Here is a 26,191-nt window from a genome sequence, read left to right as displayed (position 1 = left end):
GTGCTCCCCGCAGGGAGCACCCGTTTCTTTACACGTTGGTTTATCGGCTTAGGCGTAAACCTTAGTGGTGATCATGCTCCAGCGCTGGCTGGTTAGAAGCATGCTTTTTCCCCTTCATTTTGCGAGCTAACCAATCAGAAGCTGTCGCAATCATGGCGTAAAAACTGGGAATAAACAGGCTGCCCAAAGTGGCAACAGAGAACATACCCATCGCCACCGTGGTACCAATGTGATGGCTGCTAATGTCGCTGGCGCCGGTCGCTAAAGCCAACGGCAAGGTACCGAAGATAAACGCTAAAGAGGTCATCACGATGGGGCGGAAACGTAGCTCTGCTGCGGTAACTGCCGCTTCGCGAATGGTTTTACCCTGCTCTTTACGCTGAAGTTCGGCGAACTCTACGATCAGAATAGCGTTTTTCGCGGCAAGCCCGACCACCACTAGCATACCGATCTGTACATACACACTGGTGTCCAGCCCGCGCAGCACGATGCCACCTATACCACCGAGGAAAGCAAAGGGCGTTGCTGTCAGTACCGCCAGCGGTAAAGACCAACTTTCATACTGAGCCGCCAGAATCAGGAACACCATCAATAGCCCGAAGACAATCGCCAGGGTCGCAGCATTACCCAGGTTCGACTCTTGATACGCCGTACCGGTCCAGCCCATGCCCCAGTTGGTTCCCAACGTTTCTTGGACCACCTGCTCCATCGCTTCAATAGCCTGAGCGGAACTATAGCCCTCAGCCGGGTTACCCTGGAACTGTGCACCGGCATAAACACCGAAGCGCGATACCACGGCTGGTCCCGTTTGACGCTCAAGCTCGACAAACTCCGAAAGCGGAATACGCTCGCCATTACCGCCGCGAACATAAACGCGGCTCACGTCCTCCGGCGTTTTACGGAATTCATCCTCGTTTTGCAGGTACACCTGGAAGTTACGATTTTGATAGCTAAAGTAGTTCACAAAGCCGTTACCAAACGTATTGGCCAGGGCTGAGTTAATGTTTTCAAGCCCAACGCCGTAACTCAGCGCTTTCTGCTGGTCGATGTTAGCCCGGTAAGAGGGTACATTGACATTGAAGGTGGTGAAAACCCGACTTAACGCAGGGTGCTGGTTAGCCTGCTGCATAATTTGCAGCGACGCTTCGTACAGCTCCCGCGGCGTTGCCCCTTCAAAAGACTGCAAATAACCGGTAAAACCGCCCGTCGTCGAAAGCCCCATAATGGGCGGCACGTTAAAGGCCATTGCGGAGCCACCATCAATACTCGCGCCCAAACCCATAATTTGGCCTACGAGATCGCTAGCCGTCAGATCACGCTCTGCCCAGGGATGCATATTGACGAACATAATCCCGCGCGCAGTATTAACAGCGCCTGAGAGAATATCGTAACCGGCAATAGCCGAGGAGTATTCCACACCGGGAATTGCTTCAACCTCAGCACTGAGTTTTTCCATATAGCGCTGGGTACGGTCAAGTGAGGCCGCATCCGGCAGCGAAACGCTCACTAACACGATGCCCTGATCAGTCTCGGGTACCAGCGTTGAAGGCGTATTGGCATATAACCAGAAAGAGCCCGCCCCTGTAGCTATCGTTAACGCTAACGCTAACACCCAAAAACGCACTAAGCCCTTTACTACCCACATATAGGCCGCAGTAATACCTGCAAACATGCGGTCAAACAGGCGTAGCGGGGTATGCAAGGCACGCTTGAACTTAGACTGTCCGGCGCCGGCAATTTTATGCTTGATAAAAATCGCTGACAGAGCAGGCGTAAAGGTCAACGCCATTACCGCCGAGAGGGCTACCGATATCGCCACGGTAATCGCAAACTGCTGATAAATCTGCCCCGTGAAGCCACCCAAGAAAGCCACTGGAACAAACACCGCCGCCATAATCAGTGAGGTCGCAATAACCGGCCCACCGACTTCTTTCATCGCTCGGATGGTGGCATCCATTACGCTGATGTCATCCTCTTCACTCAGCACGCGTTCGACGTTTTCCACCACTAGTATGGCATCATCGACCACTATCCCTATCGAGAGCACCAAGGCAAACAGCGTTAGCAGGTTGATCGAAAACCCAAACAGGTAAAAGCCGGCAAACGTCCCCACCACCGCAACGGGCACGACCGACATGGCGATCACCGTAAAGCGCCAGTTCTGCAGGAAGATAAACAGAATGACGATAACGATCAGGAAGGCTTCAATAAACGTCTTAATCACCGTCTCTACCGAAGCATCAATAAACAGCGTGGTGTCGTAAGGGGAGACATATTCAAGCCCTGGAGGGAAGCGGCTTTCCAGATCATCCATCGTCGCGCGCACAGCATTAGCCGTTGCTAAGGCATTAGCCCCAGGCTGTTGATTGATAATAATCGGCGTCATGGTGGAACCGTTCAACCGCGCGTCGATACCGTAAAAAGATGCCCCCAGTTCGATACGTGCAACGTCTTCCAAACGTAGTGATGAACCGTCGCTATTGGTACGTAAGTAAATCTCACGGAAGTCATCGACATCATTCAGTCGACCGCCTGCGGTCATGGTATAGGTGTAGGCGCGCGGTTCACTCTGAGGCGTAGAAGCAAGGCTACCCGCCGGAATCTCGGTATTTTGCGCCCTGATCGCACTGGCCACTTCGCTGGGCGTCAGGTCGTACTGTGCCAACTTATCCGGATCCATCCAGATACGCATGGCAAACTCGCCGCCGCCTAGTACTTCGGCGTTACCTACCCCGGGCACTTGGCGCAGTGCGTCAAGCACGTTCAGGGTGGCGTAGTTCTGCATATAGACGTTGTTGTAGTCGCCGTCCGGTGAGGTCAACGCTAATAACATCAAAATAGAGTCAGAACGTAGCGAAACAGTAACACCTTGGGACTGGACGGCTTCAGGCAACTGCGACAGCGCCCCTTGCACCCGGTTGTTGACGTTGATGGTATTGATATCGCCATCGGTACCGATATTGAAAGCAACACTCAGGCTCATACTGCCGTTATCAGCGCTGTTAGAGGTCATGTACAGCATATCCTCAACGCCGTTGATGGCCTCCGCGATTGGGGCCGCCACCGTTTGTGCGACGGTTTCCGCATCCGCTCCAGGGAACGTCGCCTGAACCGACACGGTGGGCGGCACTACGCTGGGATACTGCTCAATAGGCAGAATGCGCATCGACATCACGCCCACTAGCGTCACGATAATCGCCAACACTGTGGCAAATATCGGGCGGCTGATGAAAAAATTAGAGAAGTTCATTATGGTGCACCCTCTTCTCCTTCAGCGGGCTGGCCATCGGCAGCCCCCTCTTCCATTGCTTGAGCCGCCTCGGCCTGTTCTTCCGCCTCTTCTTGCTCGACACCTTCGTTAACAGCCTCCGCGTTGCCATCAAACGACTGTGGATCAATCGTCATGCCTGGCTCTAAACCGGCTGGATCACCGACAATTACCCGGTCACCCGGCTCCAGGCCGTCACGAATGATCTGCCACGGCCCCGCTATCTCACCCAGTGAGATAGTTTTCTCACGAGCCTTATTCTCTTCATCCAGGACAAACACCTGGGGGCCCATTAGGCCTTGCGTCACCGCTATCTCTGGCACCGCCATTACGTCAAAACGCTTCAAGCCGTCAAGACGTACGCGCACAAATTGGCCCGGCAGTACGGTAGCGTCAGGGTTTTCAAACGTCGCAGCGGCTTGCACGGTGCTGGTGTCTCGATCAACGCTAGAGCCCAGAAAGTCTAAGTACCCTTCTAGCTCAGAATCGCCACCTCCGCTGACACCAGGTATGCTCAAACGAGCACGAATATCCGATGGTTCAGTGCCATTGCTCAGTTGGCGACGCAGCTCAAAGGCATCGCGCTGAGGCAGTTGAAAACGCACCTCTAACGGATCTAGTGGTGTAATCGTGGCCAGCTCGGTACCGGAAGTGACCAAATTTTCCACATTAATTTGGCTTAAACCGATCATTCCAGAGACAGGTGCAGTAACTTGTGAATACCCCAAGTCCAGGTTAGCGCTAGTTAATGCCGCCTCTGCCTGCGCTACGCTTGCCTGGGCGACGCGCTGGTCAGCCAGCGCTTGGTCGTACTGCTGGCGGCTCACCGAGTTTTGGCTGAGTAGTTGCTCGAAACGTTGCGCATCACGCTGGGCGCGGGAAAGCTCAGCCCGTGCGCTTTGCAGGTCAGCTTCACGCTGGTTAACGGTTGCTTGGTAAAGATCCGGTTCGATGGTATAGAGCCGATCGCCCTCTTCGACCATTTGGCCGGGCTCGAAGTGGCGCTCTTCCAGAAAGCCATTCACACGCGCCACCAGGGTGACTTCATCATCGCTGCGGAGTAAGGAAGGGTAGGATTTATCCAGCGGTATGTCCTGACGCGACATTTCAACCACTTCGACTTTATGAGGTGGGGATTCCTGCTGAGCACCTTCCTGAGGTGCCTCCGCTTCCTCTTGACCACAGGCCGTGAGTGCTAGCGCGGCTATCAGCGTCACTAGACTCGCTCGCGGTGAGTGAATCATTTTCTTCATACGTTGAGTTCCCATGTATCTTTTAAAAGTCGGCTGGTAGCACGTGCGCACCTGGGTCATCCCCCACTGGCAGCCATTAACTGCCAGGCTGGGGCGGAGCACCGATGTCGAGAGCGCTGTCATAACGGTCGTCGCCGTCATTCTCGGGCAAGATAAAGTTCACCTCATCGCCGGTTAACCACGCGTTGACTTCCTCGATGGCGTCGACGTCCAGGCGCCCGGCCTGCTGGCGCAGCGAAAGCAAGTTCACCACATAGTCGTAACGGGCTTCGGCGTAGTTGGCGATCGCGTTGTAAAGGTTTTGCTCCGCGTTCAACACATCCACGATGTTACGGGTGCCTACCTCATACCCTGCACGGGTGGCTTCTAAAGCGCTGCGATTGGAGACGATGGCCTGCTGGCGCGCCTCGACGGTTTCCACGTCATTGCTCACTTGGGTGTACAGCGAGCGAACCTGCTGGATGGAGGAGCGACGCTGGGACTCGAAATCGTACTGGCTACTTTCCAGTTGATAGGTCCCTTGGCGGATGCTTGCGCTGGTGCGGCCACCGGTGTAAATGGGCAGGTTAGCGCTCAAGCCCACCTGGCTCGAGGAGTATTCACCGGCGGTGTTATCGATATCACTGTCGCCGTATTGATAATTACCAAACGCTTGAAGTGTCGGCAGGCCGCCTGCACGGGCGATTTCCACACCGGTGCGCGCTACTTCGATACCGGCCTGTTGAGCCAATACCTGCGGGTTGAGCTCAAGAGCCTGTTCCACCCAGTAGTCGCGGCTGCTGGGTTCGGGAAGGCCAACGGGCATGCTGTCGCCAAGTGCTTCAATGCTGGCATAGCGTTGGCCGGTCAGCTGCTCCAATGCCTCGAAAGCCACTTGAAGGTTACTTTCTGCGGCAATGCGATCAGCTCGTGATTGGTCGAAGGTCGCGCGCGCTTCCTCGACTTCTGTAATCGCAATCAAGCCGACCTCAAACTGCTCGCCCGCTTGTTCGAGCTGGCGCCCAATCGCCCGCTCTTGAGCAAGACGGGCCTCTAGGATTTCGTGAGCGCGCAGAATATCGAAATAAGCGCTGGCAGTGTCGATCAGCAGTTGCTGTTCGGTGGCCGCAAGCAGATACACCTGCTGGTCAATTTGGCGTTCGGTTTGAGTGACCTCCCGACGCGTTACTTCATCGTAGAGCGCTTGAGTGGCTTCTAAAGAGAGCGATACGGTGTTGTAGCGGTCATCGCTTGCGCTACTAAAATTTCTGTTAACCCCTCCTGCACCAGTGCCCACTCGCGAGGATGTCTGGCTTTCGTACTGCTGGTTGTGGGCAACATTACCGGTGGCGTTGATTTGGGGAAGCAACCCACTGCGTGCCACATCTCGGCTAGCCTCAACGCTTAAATACTCAGCGCGTGCCGACGCTAACGCCGCGTTATTGTCTAATGCGTCACGGGTAATCGTGAGGAGGTCAGCCGCTTGAGCAGGCAACACAAATGAAGCTGTGAATACCGCTACCAGTAAGGGTCGTAAAGGGGCATTGACTGCCCAGTGTGCCAGTCGCATGGGATTGCCTCTCAGTATCAGCGTCAGGATGGCGAACGAACTAAGCTTATCTGTCTGCCAGGTCGATCAACTTACAAAGTCTCTCAGCTTTTAAAGACACTTGGTGCATTGAGCCACTCAGAAAGATGAGCATTATAGTTACATTCATGTATGTATGCTAGCCTTGAACAATCTAAAAATGTGTGTACAGCCTATTGTCAAGCCGCATCCAGCTTACCTTAGTCCAATGCAGGAAGGGACGACTATCCACTCGGTTTTCTTTTACGAAATTCGCGTGGATCTATCCCCCACTTGGTTAGCCGTGACGCTAACGTCGTCGGCTTGATCCCCAGCAGCTCCGCAGCGCCACCCGCCCCCGACACTTTGCCGCCTGCCTGGGCGAGCGCGGCTAGCGTGCTCTCGCGTTGGCGCTGGCTCAGCGCATGCTCGGTCAGCAGCGTCGTTTCATTTTGCTGGCCGCGGTCATGGGCCGCCGTGGGCTCGTTGCTTATGCGGCTTAACGAGCGGGGCGGCTCCCCCAGCAGGAGATCATCGAACACCAGACGCCGGTCCTGGGTGACGATCACCTGACGCTCGATGACGTTTTCAAGCTCACGAATATTGCCGGGCCATGGGTAACGCTGGAGAATTTCTAATTGCGCGGGTGGGATACGCACCCCCGGTTTATTGAATTTAAGGCAGGCTCGGTGCAAAAAATGCCGAGCCAACAGTGGCACATCCTCAATCCGTTTGCGCAAGGGCACCGAATCGATGGGGAAAACGTTAAGGCGAAAATAGAGGTCTTCACGAAAATGCCCCACCTCAATCATGTCGCGCAGTTCACGGTTGGTCGCGGCAATGACCCGCACGTCGACTTCCCGTGTGCGGTTGTCACCCACCCTTTCAAACTGCTGGTCCTGCAATACACGCAGCAGCTTACTCTGCAGCTCCAAGGGAATTTCACCGACTTCATCTAAAAACAGCGTACCGCCGTGGGCGAGTTCAAAACGTCCTGGCCGGTCCTGAACGGCACCGGTAAAGGCGCCTTTGACATGGCCGAAAAACTCACTCTCGAAAAGATCTCGCGGGATAGCGGCGCAGTTCACGCGGATCAGCGGCCGATCGCTGCGCGCATTGCCCGCATGAATAGCCCGGGCGATCAGCTCTTTGCCAGTACCGGATTCGCCGCTAATCAAGACGTTGGCACTAGTGGGCGCGACCATCTCTATCTGTTTAATCAGTTGTGCCACCGCCGGGCTATTACCCACGATATCGCGGTGATTTAACTCCGCTTTTATCTCTTCTTGGAGGTATTCGTTCTCTAGCTCTAGGCGCTGCTTGAGAGACTCCACCTCAGCCAGCGCATCGCGCAGCTGCTGCTCGGCGCGCTTACGCTCACGAATATCACGAAACAACACTACTGCCCCGACCAAACGGCCCATCTCGAAAATCGGTGTACTGGTGTACTCGACCGGGATCGCTTCGCCGTTTTTATGCCAAAACACTTCGTTATCGACGTGATGGACCTGGCCATCACTAAACGAGGCATGAATCGGGCACTGCTGCACCGGAAATTGGCTGCCATCGGCGTGGGTGTGATGGAACATCAGATGCGCGTCGTGGCCCACCATGTCCTCGGTACTCCAGCCTAAAATGCGCTCCGCGGCGGGATTAACAAAGGTGGTTTTACCCTCGGCATCCAGGCCATAAATGCCCTCGCCTGCCGCGCCGAGAATCAGCTGGTTCTGCTTCTCAATGCGCTCGAAGACCTGCTCGACACGCTGCCAGCCCACTTCACCCTGGCGGTGCTGGCGACCAAGCTCTGCCTTGGCACGTCGCTGCTCGGCTTTATTACGATCAATCAGCGTTAACAGAAGCTGTTCAGAGTCTTCAATGCACTGGGCATAAACCTCTACCCGGTAGGGCTGGCGCAGCATATCGAGTATCACCAAATCATCCGACCAGGCGGTTTTTTGCACCAGCGCCTCATCCGTAAAGCTCACCCATAGCGGCAGTGACGCACTCAAACGGTGGCTAAAGGGAGCCGCTAGAGGCATGCCTTGCTCAATACCTGTTTGCTCAGTACATAGCTGTTCAATGCATAGCAGCTCACAGGCAGCCGGATTGGCAGCCAATAGCTGATCGGTAAAGGGGTCGATCACAATCATGGCAAGCGGTGAGTAGCCGCCCATGAGTGCAGAGGCTGTGGCGTGCTTGGTTTCCTGCATAAGCATTAGCTACTACCTCAGGATTCAAGGTGATCTTCACTAATGAACCATTCAATTCCCACGCCAGTTACGATTTTTCGTTAATAAAACAACGAAATATCGTTATTTACGATTTTTCGTAACTATTCGAGTGATTCAAAACCAATGCCAAAAAAATAAATTAATCAATTAAAAACAAACGGTTAATCAGCACAATCAAGAGTTGGCACATAAATCGCAATACAAACAGTGATAGTGCGATAGCGCCACACGCTTAATCTCTTTTGCACCAGGAAGGCGCAGCCATCGGTTTTATTGCTCCTATTTATTGCTCCTAGCAGGAAACTCTAAAACTCTTGGGTTAAGCGTTAATTAACCGAAATGACACAGGAGACATGCTTATGTCTTATCTAATGCCCAGTGAATTTGTCACCAAGCTGGTGGATCAGGGTGAATCAAAAATCTATATGGGCACCCGGGATACACTTATTCGCTCCTTTATGGCGGGAGCTACCCTGGCGTTGGCAGTTATTTTCGCCATTACCATAGCGACACAAACAGGCAACTTCTTGATAGGGGCGCTGCTCTTTCCGGTCGGCTTTGTGATGCTTTACCTGATGGGCTATGACCTGCTCACTGGTGTTTTCACACTGGTGCCTCTTGCATGGCTCGACAAGCGGCCTGGCGTCACACTACCCCGAATGCTGAAGTGCTGGGGGCTGGTAGGGCTCGGCAATCTTGGGGGTGCCCTATTTATCGCCACCTTCGGTTACTTGAACTTCACCATGGGCGGCACTGAAGAGATCAACGCTGTCGGCCAAACGATGATGACCGTCGGTGAAAGCCGAACGGTGGGTTATCAGGATGCCGGCATTGCCGGTTGGATCGTGCTCTTCCTAAGAGGCATGTTCTGCAACTGGATGGTGTCCATGGGCGTGGTGGGTGCTGCCATCTCTACAACGGTTTCCGGCAAAATCATGGCCATGTGGATGCCGATTATTGTCTTCTTCTATCTCGGTTTTGAGCACTCCGTTGTCAACATGTTCCTGTTCCCGATTGGTCTGATGATGGGCGCTGACTTCACTCTGTATCAATACATTATGTGGAACGAAATCCCCACCGTACTAGGCAACTTGGTAGGCGGTTTGACGCTGGTTGGCTTGGTTCTCTACACCACCCACGTCCGCACTCAGGCCAAAAAAGTCTTTTCTTGATCGCAGCCTATTAGGCAAAAAAGGGCGTCAAACGCCCTTAACTCTAAAGGAGAACCATCATGGATAAGCTCGAAATGCGTCATACTCTGCTCGCCGCCAAAGCGCGTAAAAAAATGAGCTGGGACGACATTGGTAAAACGGTTGGCATGTCGCCGGTCTGGGTCGCTTCCGCCTGCTACGGCATGAATAGCGCCAGCAGCGATGTGGCTCATCAAATATGCGATACGCTGGGCGTGGAAAGCGACGTCGCCGAAGCGTTAGTGGCGTTTCCCACCAAAGCCTGGGACGAAGCAATTCCCCAGGACCCCTTCATCTACCGCCTGTATGAAGTGGTCGGCGTTTATGGGGAAACCTTGAAGGACGTCGTGCAGGAGAAGTTTGGCGACGGCATCATGAGCGCCATCGACTTCACCATGGAAGTCGACAAAATCGAAGACCCCAAAGGTGATCGGGTATTACTCACCTTGAATGGCAAATTTTTACCTTATAAATCCTGGTAAAACGTAAGACCTAAGCATTGTTAAGGCATTAGGTGGAAGCTTCGACCCTCGCCACGCTGCGCTCAACCGCTGACCGGTAACCGGCACCGAACAGCAGCAGGTGATTCAACAGCGGATAAAGCTGAAACAGCGCTTCACGCCTCGGCCAGTCGGTCGGGGCGTCGCCGTTCCAGTAGGCGTCAAAAAACGCCTCGCCGGGCGAGCCAAACAGAGTCAGCATCGCTAAATCCACTTCCGGGTAGTGGCGATATACCGCGGGGTCTATCAGAGCGGGCCCCTGCGGGGTGGTGAGTACATTCCCCGACCAACAATCACCATGCAGCAGGCTGGGTGGTGCATCGGGCAGCCAGCGCTCTAGATCTTCGGCCAAGCGCTCGATGCGCTCGCGCAGCTGGCTATCCAGCAGCCCTTGCTGGTAGCACGCCTCGCTAAGGGGGAGCAGGCGGCGTTCACGCTGGAAAGCCCGCCCATCACTAAGCGGCGCATTAGGCTGGGGAGTGAGCCCACAGGCATTATCCTGATGCCAACCGTGGGCATCGCCAATCACTTCGTGCAAGCTGCGCAGCCCTTCGCCAAGCGCAGTTGCGTTCTGCGGCCCGGGCACCGTGTCTAACGACTCAATGACCAGCCAGCCGTCTGCCAGTCCGAGCACTTCCGGCACCACTAGCTTCGCACAGGCATTGCGCAGGGTACGCAACCCTTCTGCTTCACCACGCAACCGAGCAGCGTCGTCATGCTTGATCACCACCTGCCCCTGGCGCGTCTCAAGGCGATAAACAGCAGCGATATCGCCGCCACTTAGCGGCTGCAAATCACCGCTCGGGGTCAGTTTAATAGACTCCAGCAACTGCCGCAGAGTGGCATCCATGACACACTCCCCATATCTGAATATAACGTCGCCAGCGTCAGGGCTTACCCTAACCCCGACGCACTTAAACCATGACTAACGTATATTTCAGCCTAGCCGTTTATCAATCAACGATTCAAGTTCCAGCTGGTCGTCGTGGAAGCGGCGGATACCTTCAGCTAGCTTGTCATTGGCCATGGCATCCTGGTTATGCCCCCAGCGGAAAGCGGCTTCGTTAAGCGGCGCAGTGGGTTTACCCGCACCTTCCCCGGCACGGATTTGCGCAGTAACGCTGCCTTCCGTCGCCTCTAGCTCTTCCAGTAACGCCGGCGAAATGGTCAGCCGTGGGCAACCTGCCAGCGCGAGCACTTGGCCGGTGGTGCGGAAGCTCGCACCCATTACCACAGTGTCGTAACCACCCTGGTTGGCTCGCTCACACACGCCCTGCACAAACTGAACACCCGGGTCGTTTTCTGGCGTGTACTCACTGCCGGTCTCTTTTTTGTACCAATCGGTCACTCGGCCCACGAAGGGTGAGATGAGAAACACGCCAGCGTCGAAACATGCCTGGGCCTGGGCATCGCTAAACAGCAGCGTCAGGTTGCACTGAATGCCCTCACGCTCAAGTACCTCGGCGGCACGAATGCCTTCCCAGGTAGATGCCAGCTTGATCAACACACGATCGCGTGACACTCCACGGGCATCGTACAGCTCGATGAGTTCATGGGCCTTGGCGATACTGGCCTGGGTATCAAACGACAAACGAGCAGCCACTTCGGTGGAAACACGTCCCGGCACAACCGCTGAAATCTCACTGCCCATGGCCACCGCCAGGCGGTCAACGGCGTGTTTGACTTGCTCTTCACGGCTGCCGCCAGAGGCTTTTACAGTGCTCAGCTCTTCGTCGATTAGCGCTTGATAACCGGACAAACTAAATGCCTTGAGCAGCAGTGAGGGGTTGGTCGTGGCATCTTGTGGCTGATAACGACGAATGGCCTCAAGATCGCCGGTGTCGGCGACGACAAGCGAATGTTGCTTTAACTGTTGCAGCTGGCTGGTCATAAAATCTCCTTGATATGCTTTTAAGCGCCGCCATGGCGTTGTTCAAGTGCTGCGCAATAACGTGCATAAATCGGTTGGTACGCGGCCACACGGTCAGGATGGGGGTCAGCCAGTGACTGGGCATCCAGGTGAACTAATTTCTCACACAGCGCTTCCAGGGTTACGCCTTCTGCACGCTGGTCGCACCAGGCCGCCTGTATCGCCGCCCCTAGGGCAGCCGCGTCGGTAATTTCGGGGCAAATCACTTGGGTACCGGTAATGTCCGACACCATCTGTCGCCATACTGGGCTATTCGCACCTCCGCCGATCAGGCGGATCTGGCTAGCCCCTGCGGTTAAATCACCCAATAATTCCAGCCCATAGCGTAGCCCGAAAGTGGCGCCTTCCACCACGGCGCGGCATAAATTAGCCTGGGTGGTATTCAAACTGGTCAGGCCAAGAAAGTCTGCTGAGGCGTTGGGCAACATTGGCACCCGCTCGCCATTGAAAAAAGGCAGCACGGTAACGCCTTCGGCGCCGATGGGCGCGCTGGCTACTTTTTCGCCAAACGCGGCTAGGTCCAGGCCGAACAGCTCGCGTACCCGCGTGGTGGCCGAGGTGACATTCATGGTGCAGATCAACGGCAGCCAGCCACCGGTGCTGGAGCAGAAGTTCGCAACCATGGCGTTGTCACACTCGACGGGGGTGGCCGAGTAAGCGCAAACGGTGCCGGAGGTGCCCAAGCTCAGCGTGATCAACCCTGGGGTAATATTGCCGGTGCCAATGGCGCCCAGCATGTTGTCGCCGCCACCGGAAGAGACAACAACCTGATCACCAAGGCCCAGCTCACGTGCGACTACCTGGCGCACCACGCCAACCGGCTCATGGGCTTCCAACAAACGGGGCAGCACCCGCGCTGGGTCTAGCTCGGGAGCTATTTCCTCAAATACCTGCAACTGCCAGCAGCGTTTGCGGGTATCGAAGTAGCCGGTACCCGAGGCATCGCCCGCTTCGGTGACCCGCTCGCCGGTAAGCCAGAAATTGAGATAGTCGTGGGGTAGCAGCAGGCTTTCGATGCGGTGGTACGCATCTGGGTGATGCTCACGCAGCCAGGCAACCTTTGAGGCGGTATAGCCGGTTTGCAGCACTAACCCCAGTTTTTCCAGGCAGCCCGTTTCACCGCCCAGGCGGGCAACTAATTCGGCATTCTGCGCGCTGGTTTCGGTATCGCACCACAGCTTGGCGGGGTAGACCGGCGCACCATCCGCATCGAGCGCCACCATGCCGTGCTGCTGGCCGGAAACGCCGATACCACGCACCTCACTCGCCGAGACCCCGGCTTTATCGAGGGCGGCAAAGAATGCGCCTTTCAGGGCCGCCAACCACTCGGCCGGTACCTGCTCGCGGCGGCCATTTTCGCCCTCTTCCAAGCGATGGGGGCGGCTTGCTTCCGACAGAATCATGCCTCGTTCAACGTCGACCACCACCACCTTGGTACTTTGGGTACCGCAATCTACCCCGATATACATCACACTGTTCCTTTGGATGACGCCAGACCCTCTAGCGTAGCGCGTGCGCCACGTTCGTGCAGTGAACTTAGAGTTGCTATATAGGCTTCAACAAAGCGGGCGCTGTCGATCAAATCACCAAACAACTCGCGGTTTTCGATAAAGGCCGTGGGTCGAGTGCGGTTCTCAGCGGCAATGGCCATTAGCGGTGCCTTCAAACGATCAACAATCTCAATCGGCTCGCCCTGCTCGTCCACCCCCTCAGCGTAGCGCGCCCAACTGGCCACCACGGCGGCACTGCGCTCTATCTCGCCACCCTGGGCCAACTGCTGGCGAATCACCGGCACTAGCCATTTGGGAATCCGGTCAGAGCTCTCGGCGCAGAGCCGTGCCAGGGTATCTTTGATTTGCGGGTTGGCAAAACGCGCAATCAGCGTTAAGCGATAATCTTCAAGATCAACCCCCGGCACTGGCGCCAATGTTGGTGTGCCCTCCTCGCGCATATAGCCCAAGAGAAAATCAACAAACAGCGGATCTTGGCATACCTCATGGGCGTAGCGGTATCCCGCTAAATAACCAAAGTAGGTCAGCGCCTGATGGCTGGCGTTGAGTAGGCGCAGCTTCATCAGCTCGTAGGGTTCGACATCCTCAACAACTTGAACGCCTACCTTTTCAAACGCTGGGCGGCCAAGGGGAAAGTGGTCCTCCAGCACCCATTGCGTAAAGGGTTCGCAAACCACTGGCCAGGCGTCCTCGACGCCAAAGCGCTGATTAAGCTCATCAATATCGGTAGGTGATGTCACTGGGGTAATGCGATCCACCATGGCGTTGGGAAACGCCACCTCGGCTTCCAGCCAGGCACCTAACTCGGAATCCCGCGCCTGGGCATAGGCGCCGAACATACGTTTAGCGACATCGCCGTTACCTTGAATATTATCGCAGGACATAACGGTAAAGGGTGCAATGCCGCGTGCACGGCGGCGGGCCAGCGCCTCCACCACGAGCCCGAAGCTGGTGGTCGGCTGGGTGGGGTTAGCAAGGTCGGCGCATACCTGAGGATTATCGAGATCGAACTCGCCACTCACCGGATGAAAGTTGTAGCCGCCTTCGGTCACTGTCAGCGACACGATACGAATCGCCGGGTCGGCCATCTGCTCAATCACCGCCTCGGTATCGTCCGGTGCAAACAGGTAATTCACCATACTGCCAATGACCCGCGGCTCGTACTGGCCGTCAGGGTGCTTGACCACCAGGGTGTAGAGATAGTCCTGTGCTGCCAAGGCCTGCTGCATACGTTTGTCGCCGGGCATCACGCCCACGCCAACAATCCCCCAATCCAGCGCTTCGCCCTGGTTCATCAGTGCATCCAGATACATCGCCTGATGGGCACGGTGAAAGCCGCCTACGCCGATATGCACAATACCGGGGGTGAGCGCCTTGCGGTCATAGTGAGGCACAGCAACATCGGCGGTTAGATTGCCCAGGTTGTGATTGTTAAGTTGGGTCATGGGTACTCTCCAGCCAAGGCCTACTTGGCGCGATGGGGATAATAAAAGTGACTAAAACGGTTACAAAAACGCTAGCGCCAGCGCTGGTCAGGCGTTAAACAGCAGCGTTTTACCAATTGCGCATTGAGCATATCTTTGTGGTGGGTCCGCTCCAGCGCCCCGGCGCGGTCCTGGCCCATCTCAAGCCAGCGATTGATCAATCGCTCAACCAACACGTCGTCATCGACGTCTATAAATAGCGTCCAATCAAATAGTGGGCGCAGGTCGCGCCAGGGAGTGCGATCCAGCAGCAAATAGTTGCCTTCGACGATCACGATGCGCTGCTTAAGCGTGATCAGCCGCCCACCTGCACGAGCGAGATCCAGCGGGCGATCAAAGACCGGTACCGCTACCGGATGGATAGCCTGACGGATGCGTTCAAGGTCGCAGCGCAGCCCCTCCACATCGAAGGTGTGAGGCGCGCCTTTAAGCGGCACCTGCTGCTCGCCCAGCACGGCGTTATCGAAGTGATAGCCGTCCATGGGCACCAGACCGACTTGGCCCGGCAAACGCTGATTAATGGCATCGCAGAGCTGGGCGCTGCGATAGGATTTCCCCGCCCCTGGCGGCCCTGCCAGCGCTACCAAGTAGCGCGATGCACCGTCAGCGGCGCTAATAATCTGTTGTGCTAAGGCATCAAGATCAGGCGTCATGGCCACCTCAGCTCATCCAATTGCCGCCATCGACATTAAGCGTCTGGGCAACTACGTAATCGCTGTCCTGGCTGGCCAGAAACACCGCTGCGCCGGTATGATCTTCCGGCAGGCCCATGCGCCCAAATGGAACCGCTTCGCCTACCAGACGTTTCTTCTCGCCAAGCGGACGGTTCTCGTAACGGGCAAAGAGTGCGTCGACTTCCTCCCACATCGGCGTATCCACCACACCGGGAGCAATGCCGTTGACGTTGATGCCGTGTTTGATCAGATCCAACCCGCAGGATTGAGTGAGGCTGATGACGGCTGCCTTGCTGGCGCAGTAAACACTCACTAGGGCTTCACCACGACGCCCCGCCTGGGAGGCTATATTGATAATTTTCCCGCCTTGGCCACGGGCTACCATGGAACGGGCAACCGTTTGCAGGGTAAAAAACATGCCCTTGGTATTAACCGCAAACTGCTTGTCGAAGCTCGCCTCGGTCACCTCAAGCACAGGCGCCATATCAAATACCGCGGCGTTATTGACCAAAATATCGATACCGCCGAAGCGCTGCATCACCGCCTCTACCATGGCATCAATCGAACTCTGATCGCAGACATTTAGTGCCACTCCCATCACCTTCTCGGCGAGCCCCAGCTGCTGCAGTGTCGCTACGGCATCGTCGATGGCGCCACGGTCAATATCGGCCACCACGACATTGGCGCCTTCTGAAAGGTAACGCTGGGCAATGGCCAGGCCGATGCCGCGAGCGCCACCGGTAATCACTGCGGTTTTATCGATCAGTTTCATAGCTATCTCCGATGAATAGGCACGCCGTTAGCATGTGGCAAGCTGGCGCCATGGGTCTGCCATTCGTCCACCAACGCTGCCAAGCCGTGCATGTGCTCTAAAATGCGCCAGGCACCGGCCTGGGTAAGGCGCGCCGACTGTTCAGCATCCAAGTGGCTGGCGCCGACAAAACCGATCACGCACATGCCTGCGGCATGGGCGGCAGTCACGCCGGCAACGCTATCTTCCACCACCAGGCAGTCCCGCGGCACTTGGCCTAAGTGGGAAGCTGCCAAGCGATAGAGCGCGGGGTCCGGCTTTGGGTGCGCCACCTGATCTGCGGTAAAAATAGGCACCTCACCTAAGGCTTTGGCCAACCCCGTACTTGCCAGTGACGCCAATACGCGACTGCGCCGACTGTTGGAAACCACCGCCTTCTCCAAGCTGATGCCTCGAATCGCCTTATCGGCACCGTCTATGGCTTTAAGCTCCCGTGCCAGACGCGCTTCAATGGCGGTGTCCACCTGCTCTGTGGCGTCGGTTGGCAGCGTGTGGGCACTTAACGCTTCGAGATGATGCAGGATATCCTCAGTGGTCATGCCCAAGGCTTGGCCAAGCTCTTGGTCGATATTTAGATCGGGCAGCCAGCGGCAGAGGTACTCCATCAGCGTGCCTTCAGCGATGGCTTCGCTATCAACCAGCACACCATCACAGTCAAAGATGAGTGTCCTCATGCAGGCTCCTCGGCAGGCGAACCCGGCGCGCGATTATCATGGCGCGTCAGCCCTGCCAGCGGATGCTGCTGCAAGCTCGTCAGCGCCAGACCGCCTGCGTCAAACAGGTGGGCACGCTCAGGGGCGAAACCGAAACGCACGGTATCGTTAACCCGGTAAGCCACGTCGCCATCGGCCATGATGGTAATGAGCTCGTCATCCATCTGAACGTAGAGCGAAGTTTGGCCGCCGAGGCGCTCAAGCACTTTGATCTGCCCACTCAGCGGTCCCTGTTCATCGAGCAACAAGTGTTCGGGACGAACACCCAGCTCAAGGGCGGCGTTGGACGCCAGATGCTGTCCGTCAACGGGCACGCTGCGCTCACCGCCACCGGGCAAGCGAATAGCCACCCCGCCAGGCGTTACGCCGGTCAGCGTTACGGGCAGGAAGTTCATTTTCGGTGAGCCAATAAACCCCGCCACGAAGCGATTGCAGGGGTGATGGTAGAGCGCCATGGGCGAGCCCACCTGCTCGACCACACCGTCGTGGAGCACGACGATTTTATCCGCCATGGTCATCGCTTCGATCTGGTCGTGGGTGACGTAGATCATGGTGGCATCCAGCTCATCGTGCAGACGCGCCAGCTCGATTCGCATCTGCACACGCAGCGCGGCATCCAGGTTGGAGAGCGGCTCATCAAACAAGAAGATGCTGGGGTTACGTACAATCGCACGCCCTATCGCCACCCGCTGACGCTGACCGCCGGAGAGCGCTTTGGGCTTGCGGTCTAACAGCGGCTCTAGCTGCAGAATCTTGGCTGCTTCCAGCACCTTGGCGCGGCGCTCCTCTTTGGGAACCCCCGCCAGGCGCATGCTGAAGCCCATGTTGCCTTCCACCGTCATATGCGGATAAAGCGCGTAGCTCTGAAACACCATGGCGAGGCCGCGGTCCGCTGGGCCAACGTCATTAATACGCTGACCGTCGATCAAAATATCGCCGTCGGTAGCGCTCTCCAGCCCGGCGATCATGCGCATAAGGGTAGATTTACCGCAGCCAGAAGGACCAACAAAAACGACAAATTCTCGGTCATTCACCTCAAGGTCGATACCCTTGATGACCTCGGTGTCGCCGAAACGCTTGGTAATATTGTGTAGTTGTAGTGTTGCCATGAGGAAGATCCTTTACTTGACGGCACCAAAGGTCAGGCCACGCACCATCTGTTTTTGTGTCATCCAACCGAGTATCAAAATCGGCGCAATCGCCATGGTGGAAGCAGCGGACAACTTGGCCCAGAACAGCCCCTCTGGGCTTGAGAATGAGGCAATATAAGCGGTTAACGGCGCTGCATTTGAGGTCGTCAGGTTGAGACTCCAGAACGCCTCGTTCCAACTCAAAATGACCGAGAGCAGGCCCGTTGAGGCGATGCCCGGCAGCGTGAGTGGCAACAGCAGAAAAAACACTTCCTGGAGCGTGGAGGCGCCGTCCATACGCCCTGCTTCAAGAATATCTTTGGGCATATCCTTGAAGAAGGTGTAGAGCATCCACACCACAATCGGCAGGTTCATTAATGTGTAGACGATAATCAGCCCCGTTCGGGTATCCAATAGGCCAACATCGCGAAAGATCAGATAAATCGGCACCAGTACGCCCACTGAGGGCAGCATTTTGGTGGAAAGCATCCATAGCAGCGTACCCTTGGTACGTTTAGTCGGCAAAAAGGCCATGGCGTAGGCGCAGGGAATGGCAATTAACAGCGCGAAGAAGGTAGAGCCAAAGGCGACCGCAACGCTATTAAGCGCAAACCGCGCATAGCCCGAACGCTCGTGGACTGCTTGGTAGCTTTCCAGAGTGGGCGAAAAAATCAGCGTTGGGTCAGCGATCGCCGCCGTTTCCGTTTTAAACCCAGTCAATATCATCCAGAAAATCGGAAAGAAGATGACCAGGGCAACCGACCAGCCCAGCACCGTGATAATGGCCCGTTTGGCCTGTGCTGACCGCCACCCCGTTACCGAGCGTGGTGCAGCTGTTTTGGAACCTAAAGTTGTCATCGAAGTGCTCCCAGGACACAAGTGCCGGTCTAGTCTTCCAAGTTTTTGGCCACCATACGGACCAGGAAGATCGCCACGATATTGGCTAGGATGATCGCTATCACCCCACCGGCGGACGCAGTGCCCACGTCAAAATCGAGTAGCGCACGGATGTAAATCAGATAGGCCAGGTTCGTTGTTGCTAAACCAGGCCCCCCCGACGTCGTCACAAAAATTTCCGCGAAAATAGTCAGCAGGAAGATCATTTCAATCATGATCACCACACTGATCGCGCGCCTTAAATGCGGCAGGGTAATAAAGAAGAAGATGGCGATAGGGCCTGCGCCATCCATGCGGGCGGCTTCGACTTGATCTTCATCCAACGACTGCATCGCCGTCAGAAGAATCAACAGTGCAAAGGGCAGCCACTGCCACGCGACGATGATTACAATCGAGGTCAGCGGTAGCGCAGAAAACCAGTCCAACGCAGGCAGCCCAACGGACTCAAACAGCCATGACAGCACCCCGTTTGAAGGGTGCATCATCATATTTTTCCACACCAGAGCACTAACGGTGGGCATCACAAAAAACGGTGAGATCGCCAGCACACGGGCGATCCCGCGGCCCGCGAACTCCTGTTGGAACAGCACCGCCAGCAGGGTGCCGCCCACCACGGTAATCGCCAGCACCCAACCTACCAGCAGCAGCGTGTTGCCCATGGCAGCCCACAGAGCTGGGTCTGTGAGAAGGTACTCGTAGTTTTCCACCCCGGCAAAGCCGGTCATGTCGGGCATTAGCAGGTTGTAGTACTGGAAGGAGAACCATAGCGTCATGCCTAACGGCACAATCATCCAGAGCAACAGTAGCGTCACGGCTGGTGCTTGAAGTGCAAGCGTTCTCAGCCCGCCAACAGTACGGCCGGAAGCACGGGTTTTATTCATGGGATTACCTGCGAAATACGAGGCTTGATACGAAAACGGCTAGAGAACATCGATAAAGCGCCTGCCCTCACTGTTAGTAACTAAGTGAACAAGCAGGCGCTGGTCTCGTTTATCGTTCGATGTAGCCCGCCCGCTGCATGGTGCGTTCGGTGGCACGCTGGGCACTGTCTAATGCCTGCTCCACCGTGGTGTCACCGGTTAGCGCCGCGGCAATGGTTTGGCCAACCTGGGTGCCTATCGACTGAAACTCCGGGATACCGACGAACTGCACGCCAACATAGGGGTTAGGTTCCAGAGTCGAATCGGTGGGGTCGGCGTCCTGGATAGCTTTTAGCACGAAGTCAGCAAAGGGGGCTGCTTCGGTGTACTGCTCGTTGGCGTAGGTCGACTCACGGGTGCCTGGCGGCACGCTGGTCCAGCCTTGGGTTTCACCGACCAGCTCAATGTACTCTTGCGAAGTGGCCCAGGTAATAAACTCAAGCGCTGCCTCCTGGTTTTCTGAAGAAGCCGGGATCGCTAATGCCCAGGACCACAACCAGTGTGAACCTTTCGGTGTTTCGGCCACGGGTGCTGGAGCAAAGCCTAAGCTATCCGCCACAGCGGATTCATTGCCGTCATACAGTTTGCCCGCTGCGGAGGTGGCATCGACCCACATCGCACAGTTGCCACGGGAGAACAGCGCCAGGTTCTCGTTAAAGCCATTGGAGCTTGCGCCTGGCGGGCCGTAGTCATTGAGCAAGTCGACATAAAACTGGATAGCGTTAACCCACGCCTCAGAGTTGAGCTCGGGATTCCACTCTTCGTCAAACCAGCGGCCACCGTAGGTATTTACTAGGGTGGAAACAAAGGCCATGTTCTCGCCCCAGCCGGGTTTGCCGCGCAGGCAGATACCCGCCAACCCCTCTTCGCTGCCGTGCAGCTCGCCTGCCCACTCGCGTACCTCTTCCCAGGTGGGCTGCTCGCTCATCTCAATGCCCGCTTCTTCGAATAGATCCGTGCGGTAGTACATCATTGAGCTTTCAGCATAAAACGGCAGTGCGTGAAGCGTATCGTCGTAGCTTAAACCATCGCGAACAGAGGCTAGCAGGTCGTCTTCATTGTAGTCGTCGGGCAGGTTATCCAGCGGTGAAAGCCAGCCGCGCTCTGCCCAGATAGGCACTTCGTAAGTACCAATGGTCATGACGTCAAACTGGCCACCACCGGTGGCAATATCAGTCGTCATGCGCTGGCGGAGCACGTTCTCTTCCAGCACCACCCAGTCCAGAGTGATATCGGGGTGCGCTTCTTCAAAGGCATCGGTGAGGCTCTGCATTATCACCATGTCGTTGTTATTAACCGTGGCCACGGTAATTTCAGTTTGCGCCTGGGCGTGGCCTGACATGGCAATGGCGGCCGCTAGCGTTGAGACGGGCAAGTGACGTGCGAGTCGCATAAAGAACTCCTAGTGGGCTGGTATTGGCATTGTTGTCGCCTTGATCTTATTGATCACCTATCGAACAAATGATCGTACGTAAGCCAAAAAAAAGCAAAGCCGATTAACTTAGACTTTACGCTAACTTATCTCTTTTACTGCATGTTGCAGCGCACGCAATTAGAGTGCTTCCACTATCTGGCGGGCGGCCACTTCGTCGGTAACCAACCCTTTCAGCCAGCGGCCGCGCAACGCCGCATGTATCGCCGGGGCTTTATCGCGGCCACCCGCTATCGCCACCATATGGTGCTTTCCAAAGCGCTCAAGGGGAAGACTCGTGACACGACGCGTAATCGAACAGTCGATCACTTCGCCGTCTCGGTTCAGTGGCCAACCCAGTAGTTCACCCACCGCTTTCAGGCCCAGCAGCTCATTCAGCTCGCTTTCACTAATGAAATGATCTTGAAACAGCGTGGCCTGACGATCGATGCGCCCAATGCCAATAAACGCCGCTTCTGACTCCCGTGCCACATCGGCAATTGCCTTAAAAAGACGCTGCGCCAGCATCGCCTCTTTTTCAGCCAGCGATTCAGCGACCACTGGCGCGGGCAGTAAAAAACGCTCACCGCCGGTTTTATCCGCCATTACCATCACCGCGTCATAACGGTTAGCCGAACCATCCCGGGCGACATTACCAACTAGCGATACAAAGCGATGCTGGGGTCGTTCAAGTCGGCTAAGCGCTTCTACCGCTGCCCGCACCGAACGCCCGGTGCCTAGCGAAAGCGTCAACGGCTCGCTGCGTTCAACCAACTGCGCCACCCGCTCAGCGGCTGCCACGGCTAGGTAAGAAGCGGCACTTTCGGCGGCGTGGTTATCGGCAGGAACCACGTCGCAGTAGGTCAAACCAAAGTGATCACGCAACGTGCTGCCCAGCGCCATGCAGTTAGAGATTGGGTGATCAATATGCACTTTAACCAGGCCCTCTTGGCGGGCCAAGGCCAACAAGCGCTGCACGCCTGGCCGTGAAACACCCAACTGGCTGGCGATCTCATCTTGGGTCATTCCCCCCACGTAAGACATCCAGGCGGCTCTGGCCGCCTGGTCCAGCTTTACCTCAAATTTATCCATACAATGGCTCACTTAATGAGTACTGAAACATCATCATACAAAGCTAAGCCCGCGACCAGTAGTCGTCTATCCGCTAACATAGCCTGAGTTCAGCGTTTCACAATGGATAGACTGCTTGGAGAGACAGCATGTATAAACTCGCTTTTTTTGTCCCCATAGAAGATGCCGAAAGCGTTAAGCAGGCGGTGTTTGAAGCCGGTGCTGGCCGGATCGGGGCATACGAAAATGTCTGTTTTCAAACTCGTGGTACGGGGCAGTTCCGCCCAACGGAGGGCGCCCACCCGCATATCGGCTCAGTGGGCAGCTTGGAAAAGGTCGAAGAGTTTAAAGTCGAGCTGCTCTGCGATGAAGCGCATATTCACGGCGCCATCGCGGCCTTGAAGCTTGCTCACCCCTACGAAGAAGTCGCTTATGATGTATGGCAGTTGGCCGATCTGTAAGTGGATTTTTCGACGGGGCATGAATGACTCACGCGCTACCAAAATAGCGTTCGCGGTCTTCTGGGGTCACCATGCTGATATGCAGCGGAAACTCATTGAGGGCGCGATCAGCGTAAAAGTGACGTAGGGTGCGCTCAATGGTGGTGAAAGCCAATTCATCCCAGGGGATTTCATGCTCTTCAAATAGCGCGACTTCCAGGCTCTCCGGCCCGGCACTGAAGCCACCGACTAGCTCGGCACGGAAAATCATATACACCTGATTGATATGCGGCAGGTCAATCAAGGTGTAGAGGTTGGCCAGTTCGACTTCGGCACAGGCCTCTTCACGTGTCTCTCTAGAAGCTGCCTGCTGGGTTGATTCGGCATTTTCCATATAGCCAGCGGGCAGCGTCCAGTAGCCTTTGCGCGGTGAAATCGCCCGCTTACAGAGCAGCACTTTACTACCGCTAACGGGCAGCGTACCGGCCACAATGCGTGGGTTTTGATAGTGAATCGTGCCGCAGGCATCGCACAGGTAGCGCGGGCGGTCATCGCCTTCAGGGACGGCAAAACGTACTTTATCACCACACTGGCTGCAAAAGTTCATCGCGTATTCTCAACGGCTAGTGAATAGAAGCCTCGACGCGCTTGACGTCAACGACCGCTGCTGGGTAAAAGAGAACAAAGTAACGGGATGCCCCATGTTAGAGAAACTGCGTAAACAGCTGCAACAGCTAACCCCTCAACGCTTGGATCACATCGTGATGCCCGAGGCCGCCGTGCTGTTGCCGATTGTCGAACGCCCAGCGCCTACCTTGCTGTTTACCCGCAGGGCCAACCATTTGAGCACTCATAGCGGTCAGGTTGCGTTCCCAGGCGGCAAGCGCGAGCCCTTTGATAGCGACCTTTACGCCACCGCGCTGCGCGAGGCAGAAGAGGAGATTGCCCTCGACCCCGCTCTGGTGCAACCCCTGGGGCGGCTGTCGGACGTTATTTCCCTGCACGGTATTCGCGTTACCCCCTGGGTGGGCATTATTCCGCCGGATTTACCGCTGATTGCCGACCCCGGCGAGCTAGACGCTATTTTTGAAGTGCCGCTAAGTCACTTTCTAGACGATCACCGTACGCATACCGACGTAATTACCGTGGATGGCGTTGCCCACTACGTGCCCAGCTATCATGTGGACGGCCATGTGATTTGGGGGCTTTCGGCGATGATGCTGGTGGAATTGCTGGCGGAAGGCTTTGGCATGCCAATTGATTTATATCAGCGCCCCCAGGGGCCGCTGCGCCACCACCCTGAGCGCAAAAACCGTCTTTCTACATCCTCTACGACCGTTTCCAGTTCGGCGCCATCGAGATCCAACCAATGACTCCCAGTGTTGCTACGTCATCACCTGCGCTTCAGCCCGCGACGCAGGTCGCTCTTGTCGATGCGCTGGTTGAACAGGGCTGGTATGTGGGCCGCGGAGTTATTGACCTGGCACTGTGCGACGCGCTAAATAATGAGCTTCTACACCGGGCGGCCTATAATGGACTGGATGAAGCGGGCATTGGTCGCGGCCAACAGCACCTGCTGCGTAAAGATATCCGCGGTGACGCTATTCATTGGCTCGATCGAGAAAGCGCTGCCCAACGGCGATACTTAGACGCCATGAGCGAGCTACAGCAGGCGCTTAACCACGCGCTGTTTTTGGGCTTATTTGAGTACGAGGCCCACTTTGCCCACTATCCACCGGGGGCTTTTTATCAACGTCACCTGGATAGCTTTCGCGGCCGTGCCAACCGCGTGATATCTACGGTCGGCTATTTGACGCCAGACTGGCCCAGCGACGGTGGCGGTGAGATGGTGATCTACCACCCTGACGACCCCAGCCAAGAGGTCGCCCGGGTGGTACCCGAAGCAGGCACCTTCGCCTGCTTCTTATCTGAAACCATTCCCCACGAAGTGCTACCTACCCGCTGCCCGCGTACTAGCATTGCGGGCTGGTTTCGGAGCAATGCATCACTGGGTGGGGTGCTGGATCCAGCACGCTAGCATTTAGCTAATCGGCACGATCTGGCCATTCGCTCGCTCTAATATTTCACTTACCTGCTCGTAGTTGATGCTGGCAGTGTTTCCACCGTCATGCTGTTCAATTAAACCAACAACGTTTAACAGCGTTTCCATACCAAATGCTTGCTCATCCGTTGCTGTGAAGGCCTGTATGTAACTCTCTTTCCCTTCACCCCAGCCTACTTTGATCGGCGAATCGATAATGTTGACCTGAGTGCCTACCGGCACCCGCCAGAAGACCGACTCGATGTCTTCCGGGTGCATGCGGATACAGCCTCGGCTAGCCCGCATACCAATACCATCGGGCTGGTTGGTGCCATGGATCAGGTAACCGGGAATATCCAGCAAAATAGCGTATTCACCCAAGGGATTATCGGCACCAGGGGGAACCACTGCAGGGGCTGGGTCGCCCCGTTCAGCGGCTTCACGGCGAATAGACTCAGGTGGATACCAGGCAGGGTTTTCAAGCCGCATGGTGGTTTCGGTAATGCCCAGCGGGGTGTTATAAGCATCCCTGCCGATACCAATAGGGTATGTTTCGACCCGCGGCGTCTCGCCCTCGGCTACCTCGGGGTAGTAGTAAAGGCGCAGCTCCGCTACGTTGATCACAATGCCGCTGCGCGCCTCATCGGGAAGAATATACTGCCCAGGGATCGTCACCGCGGTACCTTCTCCCGGTACCCAGAGGCTGGTATCCGGGTTGGCCATACGAATTTCTTCGTAGCCCACGTTGTGCGCCCGGGCAATGTCCAGCAGCGTATCCTCTTCGGTTGCCGTAACGGTATACACTTGGCCCACCATATTGCCCTCTTCAGGCAGCAGAAAATGGCCTTTGGGCAGTTCGCTGCTATCGGCTACAGCGCTTGAGGCTAATAGCCAAGCGCCTAGCGCAACGCTGCTGACGCAGAACTGCTTTAAATACTGCAAAGGGCGAGATGTCATGGTCAGGGATTCTCCTTTTTATGCGACCTCGCTTTTTATCAAACCGTGGACAAAAAGCGAGTCATTTGGAGACGAATATGAACACTGGGCGGGAGCGGGTCAACTCGACAGACTGTCGCACTAGGGCACGGGCCTAGGCCAATGGGCGTGAAACTGAAACGATCGTGTTACCTAAAAGTTTCAATTGAAAGGTTGTATTTTTGAACACAGCAA

23 protein-coding genes are annotated in these 26,191 nt (G+C 56.0%); 5 read left to right on the top strand and 18 right to left on the bottom strand.

Translation table 11 applies throughout. The features are described 5' to 3' along the window. Positions 1-61: 61 nt before the first annotated feature. The 4 genes from ACXUPB_RS05890 to ACXUPB_RS05875 all read right to left on the bottom strand — a co-directional run bounded on the left by ACXUPB_RS05890 (position 62) and on the right by ACXUPB_RS05875 (position 8,283). Positions 62-3,250, bottom strand: a complete 3,189-nt coding sequence (locus ACXUPB_RS05890; RefSeq protein ID WP_472955862.1) for an efflux RND transporter permease subunit — start codon at positions 3,248-3,250, stop codon at positions 62-64. Further along, positions 3,250-4,521 (bottom strand): efflux RND transporter periplasmic adaptor subunit, encoded by a 1,272-nt coding sequence (locus tag ACXUPB_RS05885; RefSeq protein ID WP_295708666.1) that lies wholly within the window; start codon positions 4,519-4,521, stop codon positions 3,250-3,252. The genes ACXUPB_RS05890 and ACXUPB_RS05885 overlap by 1 nt, the downstream gene beginning before the upstream one ends. A gap of 76 nt (positions 4,522-4,597) precedes the next feature. Then, complete coding sequence (locus ACXUPB_RS05880) at positions 4,598-6,070, bottom strand: TolC family outer membrane protein (protein WP_295708668.1); 1,473 nt, start codon at positions 6,068-6,070, stop codon at positions 4,598-4,600. 242 nt (positions 6,071-6,312) lie between these two features. After that, a complete protein-coding gene (locus ACXUPB_RS05875) occupies positions 6,313-8,283 on the bottom strand; it encodes a sigma-54 interaction domain-containing protein (RefSeq protein WP_472955859.1) in 1,971 nt (656 codons plus the stop codon). Positions 8,284-8,657: 374 nt separating this feature from the next. Here ACXUPB_RS05875 and ACXUPB_RS05870 point away from each other — a divergent pair, with 374 nt between their 5' ends. Continuing rightward, positions 8,658-9,470 (top strand): formate/nitrite transporter family protein, encoded by an 813-nt coding sequence (locus tag ACXUPB_RS05870; protein WP_008958187.1) that lies wholly within the window; start codon positions 8,658-8,660, stop codon positions 9,468-9,470. 59 nt (positions 9,471-9,529) lie between these two features. After that, positions 9,530-9,970 carry a cyanase gene (cynS, locus tag ACXUPB_RS05865; RefSeq protein ID WP_176303755.1) on the top strand — a complete coding sequence of 147 codons (441 nt, stop codon included), beginning with the start codon at positions 9,530-9,532 and terminating at the stop codon, positions 9,968-9,970. 28 nt (positions 9,971-9,998) lie between these two features. On the opposite strand, the gene ACXUPB_RS05860 is transcribed toward cynS, so the two are convergent. The 12 genes from ACXUPB_RS05860 to ACXUPB_RS05805 form a co-directional block, all read right to left on the bottom strand. Further along, positions 9,999-10,838, bottom strand: a complete 840-nt coding sequence (locus tag ACXUPB_RS05860) for a fructosamine kinase family protein (protein WP_176303756.1) — start codon at positions 10,836-10,838, stop codon at positions 9,999-10,001. 87 nt (positions 10,839-10,925) lie between these two features. Then, complete coding sequence (tal, locus tag ACXUPB_RS05855) at positions 10,926-11,879, bottom strand: transaldolase (protein WP_176303757.1); 954 nt, start codon at positions 11,877-11,879, stop codon at positions 10,926-10,928. 20 nt (positions 11,880-11,899) lie between these two features. Continuing rightward, positions 11,900-13,387 carry a xylulokinase gene (gene xylB, locus ACXUPB_RS05850; protein ID WP_176303758.1) on the bottom strand — a complete coding sequence of 496 codons (1,488 nt, stop codon included), beginning with the start codon at positions 13,385-13,387 and terminating at the stop codon, positions 11,900-11,902. Next, positions 13,387-14,874: a mannitol dehydrogenase family protein gene (locus tag ACXUPB_RS05845; RefSeq protein WP_176303759.1), complete on the bottom strand. Its 1,488-nt coding sequence runs from the start codon at positions 14,872-14,874 to the stop codon at positions 13,387-13,389. The genes xylB and ACXUPB_RS05845 overlap by 1 nt, the downstream gene beginning before the upstream one ends. Positions 14,875-14,945: 71 nt before the next feature. Then, positions 14,946-15,566 carry a nucleoside/nucleotide kinase family protein gene (locus tag ACXUPB_RS05840; RefSeq protein ID WP_176303760.1) on the bottom strand — a complete coding sequence of 207 codons (621 nt, stop codon included), beginning with the start codon at positions 15,564-15,566 and terminating at the stop codon, positions 14,946-14,948. A 7-nt stretch (positions 15,567-15,573) separates the two neighbouring features. Next, the gene (locus ACXUPB_RS05835; protein ID WP_176303761.1) at positions 15,574-16,359 is read right to left on the bottom strand and encodes an L-iditol 2-dehydrogenase; all 786 of its coding nucleotides are present in this window, start codon (positions 16,357-16,359) and stop codon (positions 15,574-15,576) included. 2 nt (positions 16,360-16,361) lie between these two features. Continuing rightward, positions 16,362-17,072: an HAD family hydrolase gene (locus ACXUPB_RS05830; protein WP_472955857.1), complete on the bottom strand. Its 711-nt coding sequence runs from the start codon at positions 17,070-17,072 to the stop codon at positions 16,362-16,364. Then, positions 17,069-18,220 carry an ABC transporter ATP-binding protein gene (locus ACXUPB_RS05825; protein ID WP_035559584.1) on the bottom strand — a complete coding sequence of 384 codons (1,152 nt, stop codon included), beginning with the start codon at positions 18,218-18,220 and terminating at the stop codon, positions 17,069-17,071. The genes ACXUPB_RS05830 and ACXUPB_RS05825 overlap by 4 nt, the downstream gene beginning before the upstream one ends. A gap of 12 nt (positions 18,221-18,232) precedes the next feature. Further along, positions 18,233-19,099 carry a carbohydrate ABC transporter permease gene (locus tag ACXUPB_RS05820; RefSeq protein WP_035559581.1) on the bottom strand — a complete coding sequence of 289 codons (867 nt, stop codon included), beginning with the start codon at positions 19,097-19,099 and terminating at the stop codon, positions 18,233-18,235. Positions 19,100-19,128: 29 nt separating this feature from the next. Then, the gene (locus ACXUPB_RS05815) at positions 19,129-20,019 is read right to left on the bottom strand and encodes a carbohydrate ABC transporter permease (RefSeq protein ID WP_035559578.1); all 891 of its coding nucleotides are present in this window, start codon (positions 20,017-20,019) and stop codon (positions 19,129-19,131) included. Positions 20,020-20,128: 109 nt separating this feature from the next. Next, positions 20,129-21,451 (bottom strand): ABC transporter substrate-binding protein, encoded by a 1,323-nt coding sequence (locus tag ACXUPB_RS05810; RefSeq protein ID WP_035559575.1) that lies wholly within the window; start codon positions 21,449-21,451, stop codon positions 20,129-20,131. A gap of 159 nt (positions 21,452-21,610) precedes the next feature. Next, positions 21,611-22,561 carry a sugar-binding transcriptional regulator gene (locus ACXUPB_RS05805; RefSeq protein WP_035559572.1) on the bottom strand — a complete coding sequence of 317 codons (951 nt, stop codon included), beginning with the start codon at positions 22,559-22,561 and terminating at the stop codon, positions 21,611-21,613. A gap of 128 nt (positions 22,562-22,689) precedes the next feature. On the opposite strand from ACXUPB_RS05805, the gene ACXUPB_RS05800 reads away from it, so the two are divergent. Further along, a complete protein-coding gene (locus ACXUPB_RS05800; protein ID WP_035559567.1) occupies positions 22,690-23,001 on the top strand; it encodes a YqfO family protein in 312 nt (103 codons plus the stop codon). 28 nt (positions 23,002-23,029) lie between these two features. On the opposite strand, the gene ACXUPB_RS05795 is transcribed toward ACXUPB_RS05800, so the two are convergent. Beyond that, positions 23,030-23,587 (bottom strand): NUDIX hydrolase, encoded by a 558-nt coding sequence (locus ACXUPB_RS05795; RefSeq protein ID WP_035559562.1) that lies wholly within the window; start codon positions 23,585-23,587, stop codon positions 23,030-23,032. 94 nt (positions 23,588-23,681) lie between these two features. Here ACXUPB_RS05795 and ACXUPB_RS05790 point away from each other — a divergent pair, with 94 nt between their 5' ends. After that, positions 23,682-24,353 (top strand): CoA pyrophosphatase, encoded by a 672-nt coding sequence (locus ACXUPB_RS05790; RefSeq protein ID WP_179915240.1) that lies wholly within the window; start codon positions 23,682-23,684, stop codon positions 24,351-24,353. Then, the gene (locus ACXUPB_RS05785) at positions 24,350-25,018 is read left to right on the top strand and encodes a 2OG-Fe(II) oxygenase (protein ID WP_035559555.1); all 669 of its coding nucleotides are present in this window, start codon (positions 24,350-24,352) and stop codon (positions 25,016-25,018) included. Before ACXUPB_RS05790 ends, ACXUPB_RS05785 begins: the two co-directional genes overlap by 4 nt. Before the next feature lie 3 nt (positions 25,019-25,021). Here the strand turns inward: ACXUPB_RS05785 and ACXUPB_RS05780 are convergent, their stop codons facing one another. Then, complete coding sequence (locus ACXUPB_RS05780; RefSeq protein ID WP_035559552.1) at positions 25,022-25,978, bottom strand: L,D-transpeptidase family protein; 957 nt, start codon at positions 25,976-25,978, stop codon at positions 25,022-25,024. Between the last annotated feature and the right edge of the window lie 213 nt (positions 25,979-26,191).

The organism is Vreelandella sp. DA03-1M (genome assembly GCF_055725665.1).
Note: the sequence above shows the minus strand (reverse complement) of the source record. Positions and strands in the feature narration are given on the sequence as shown.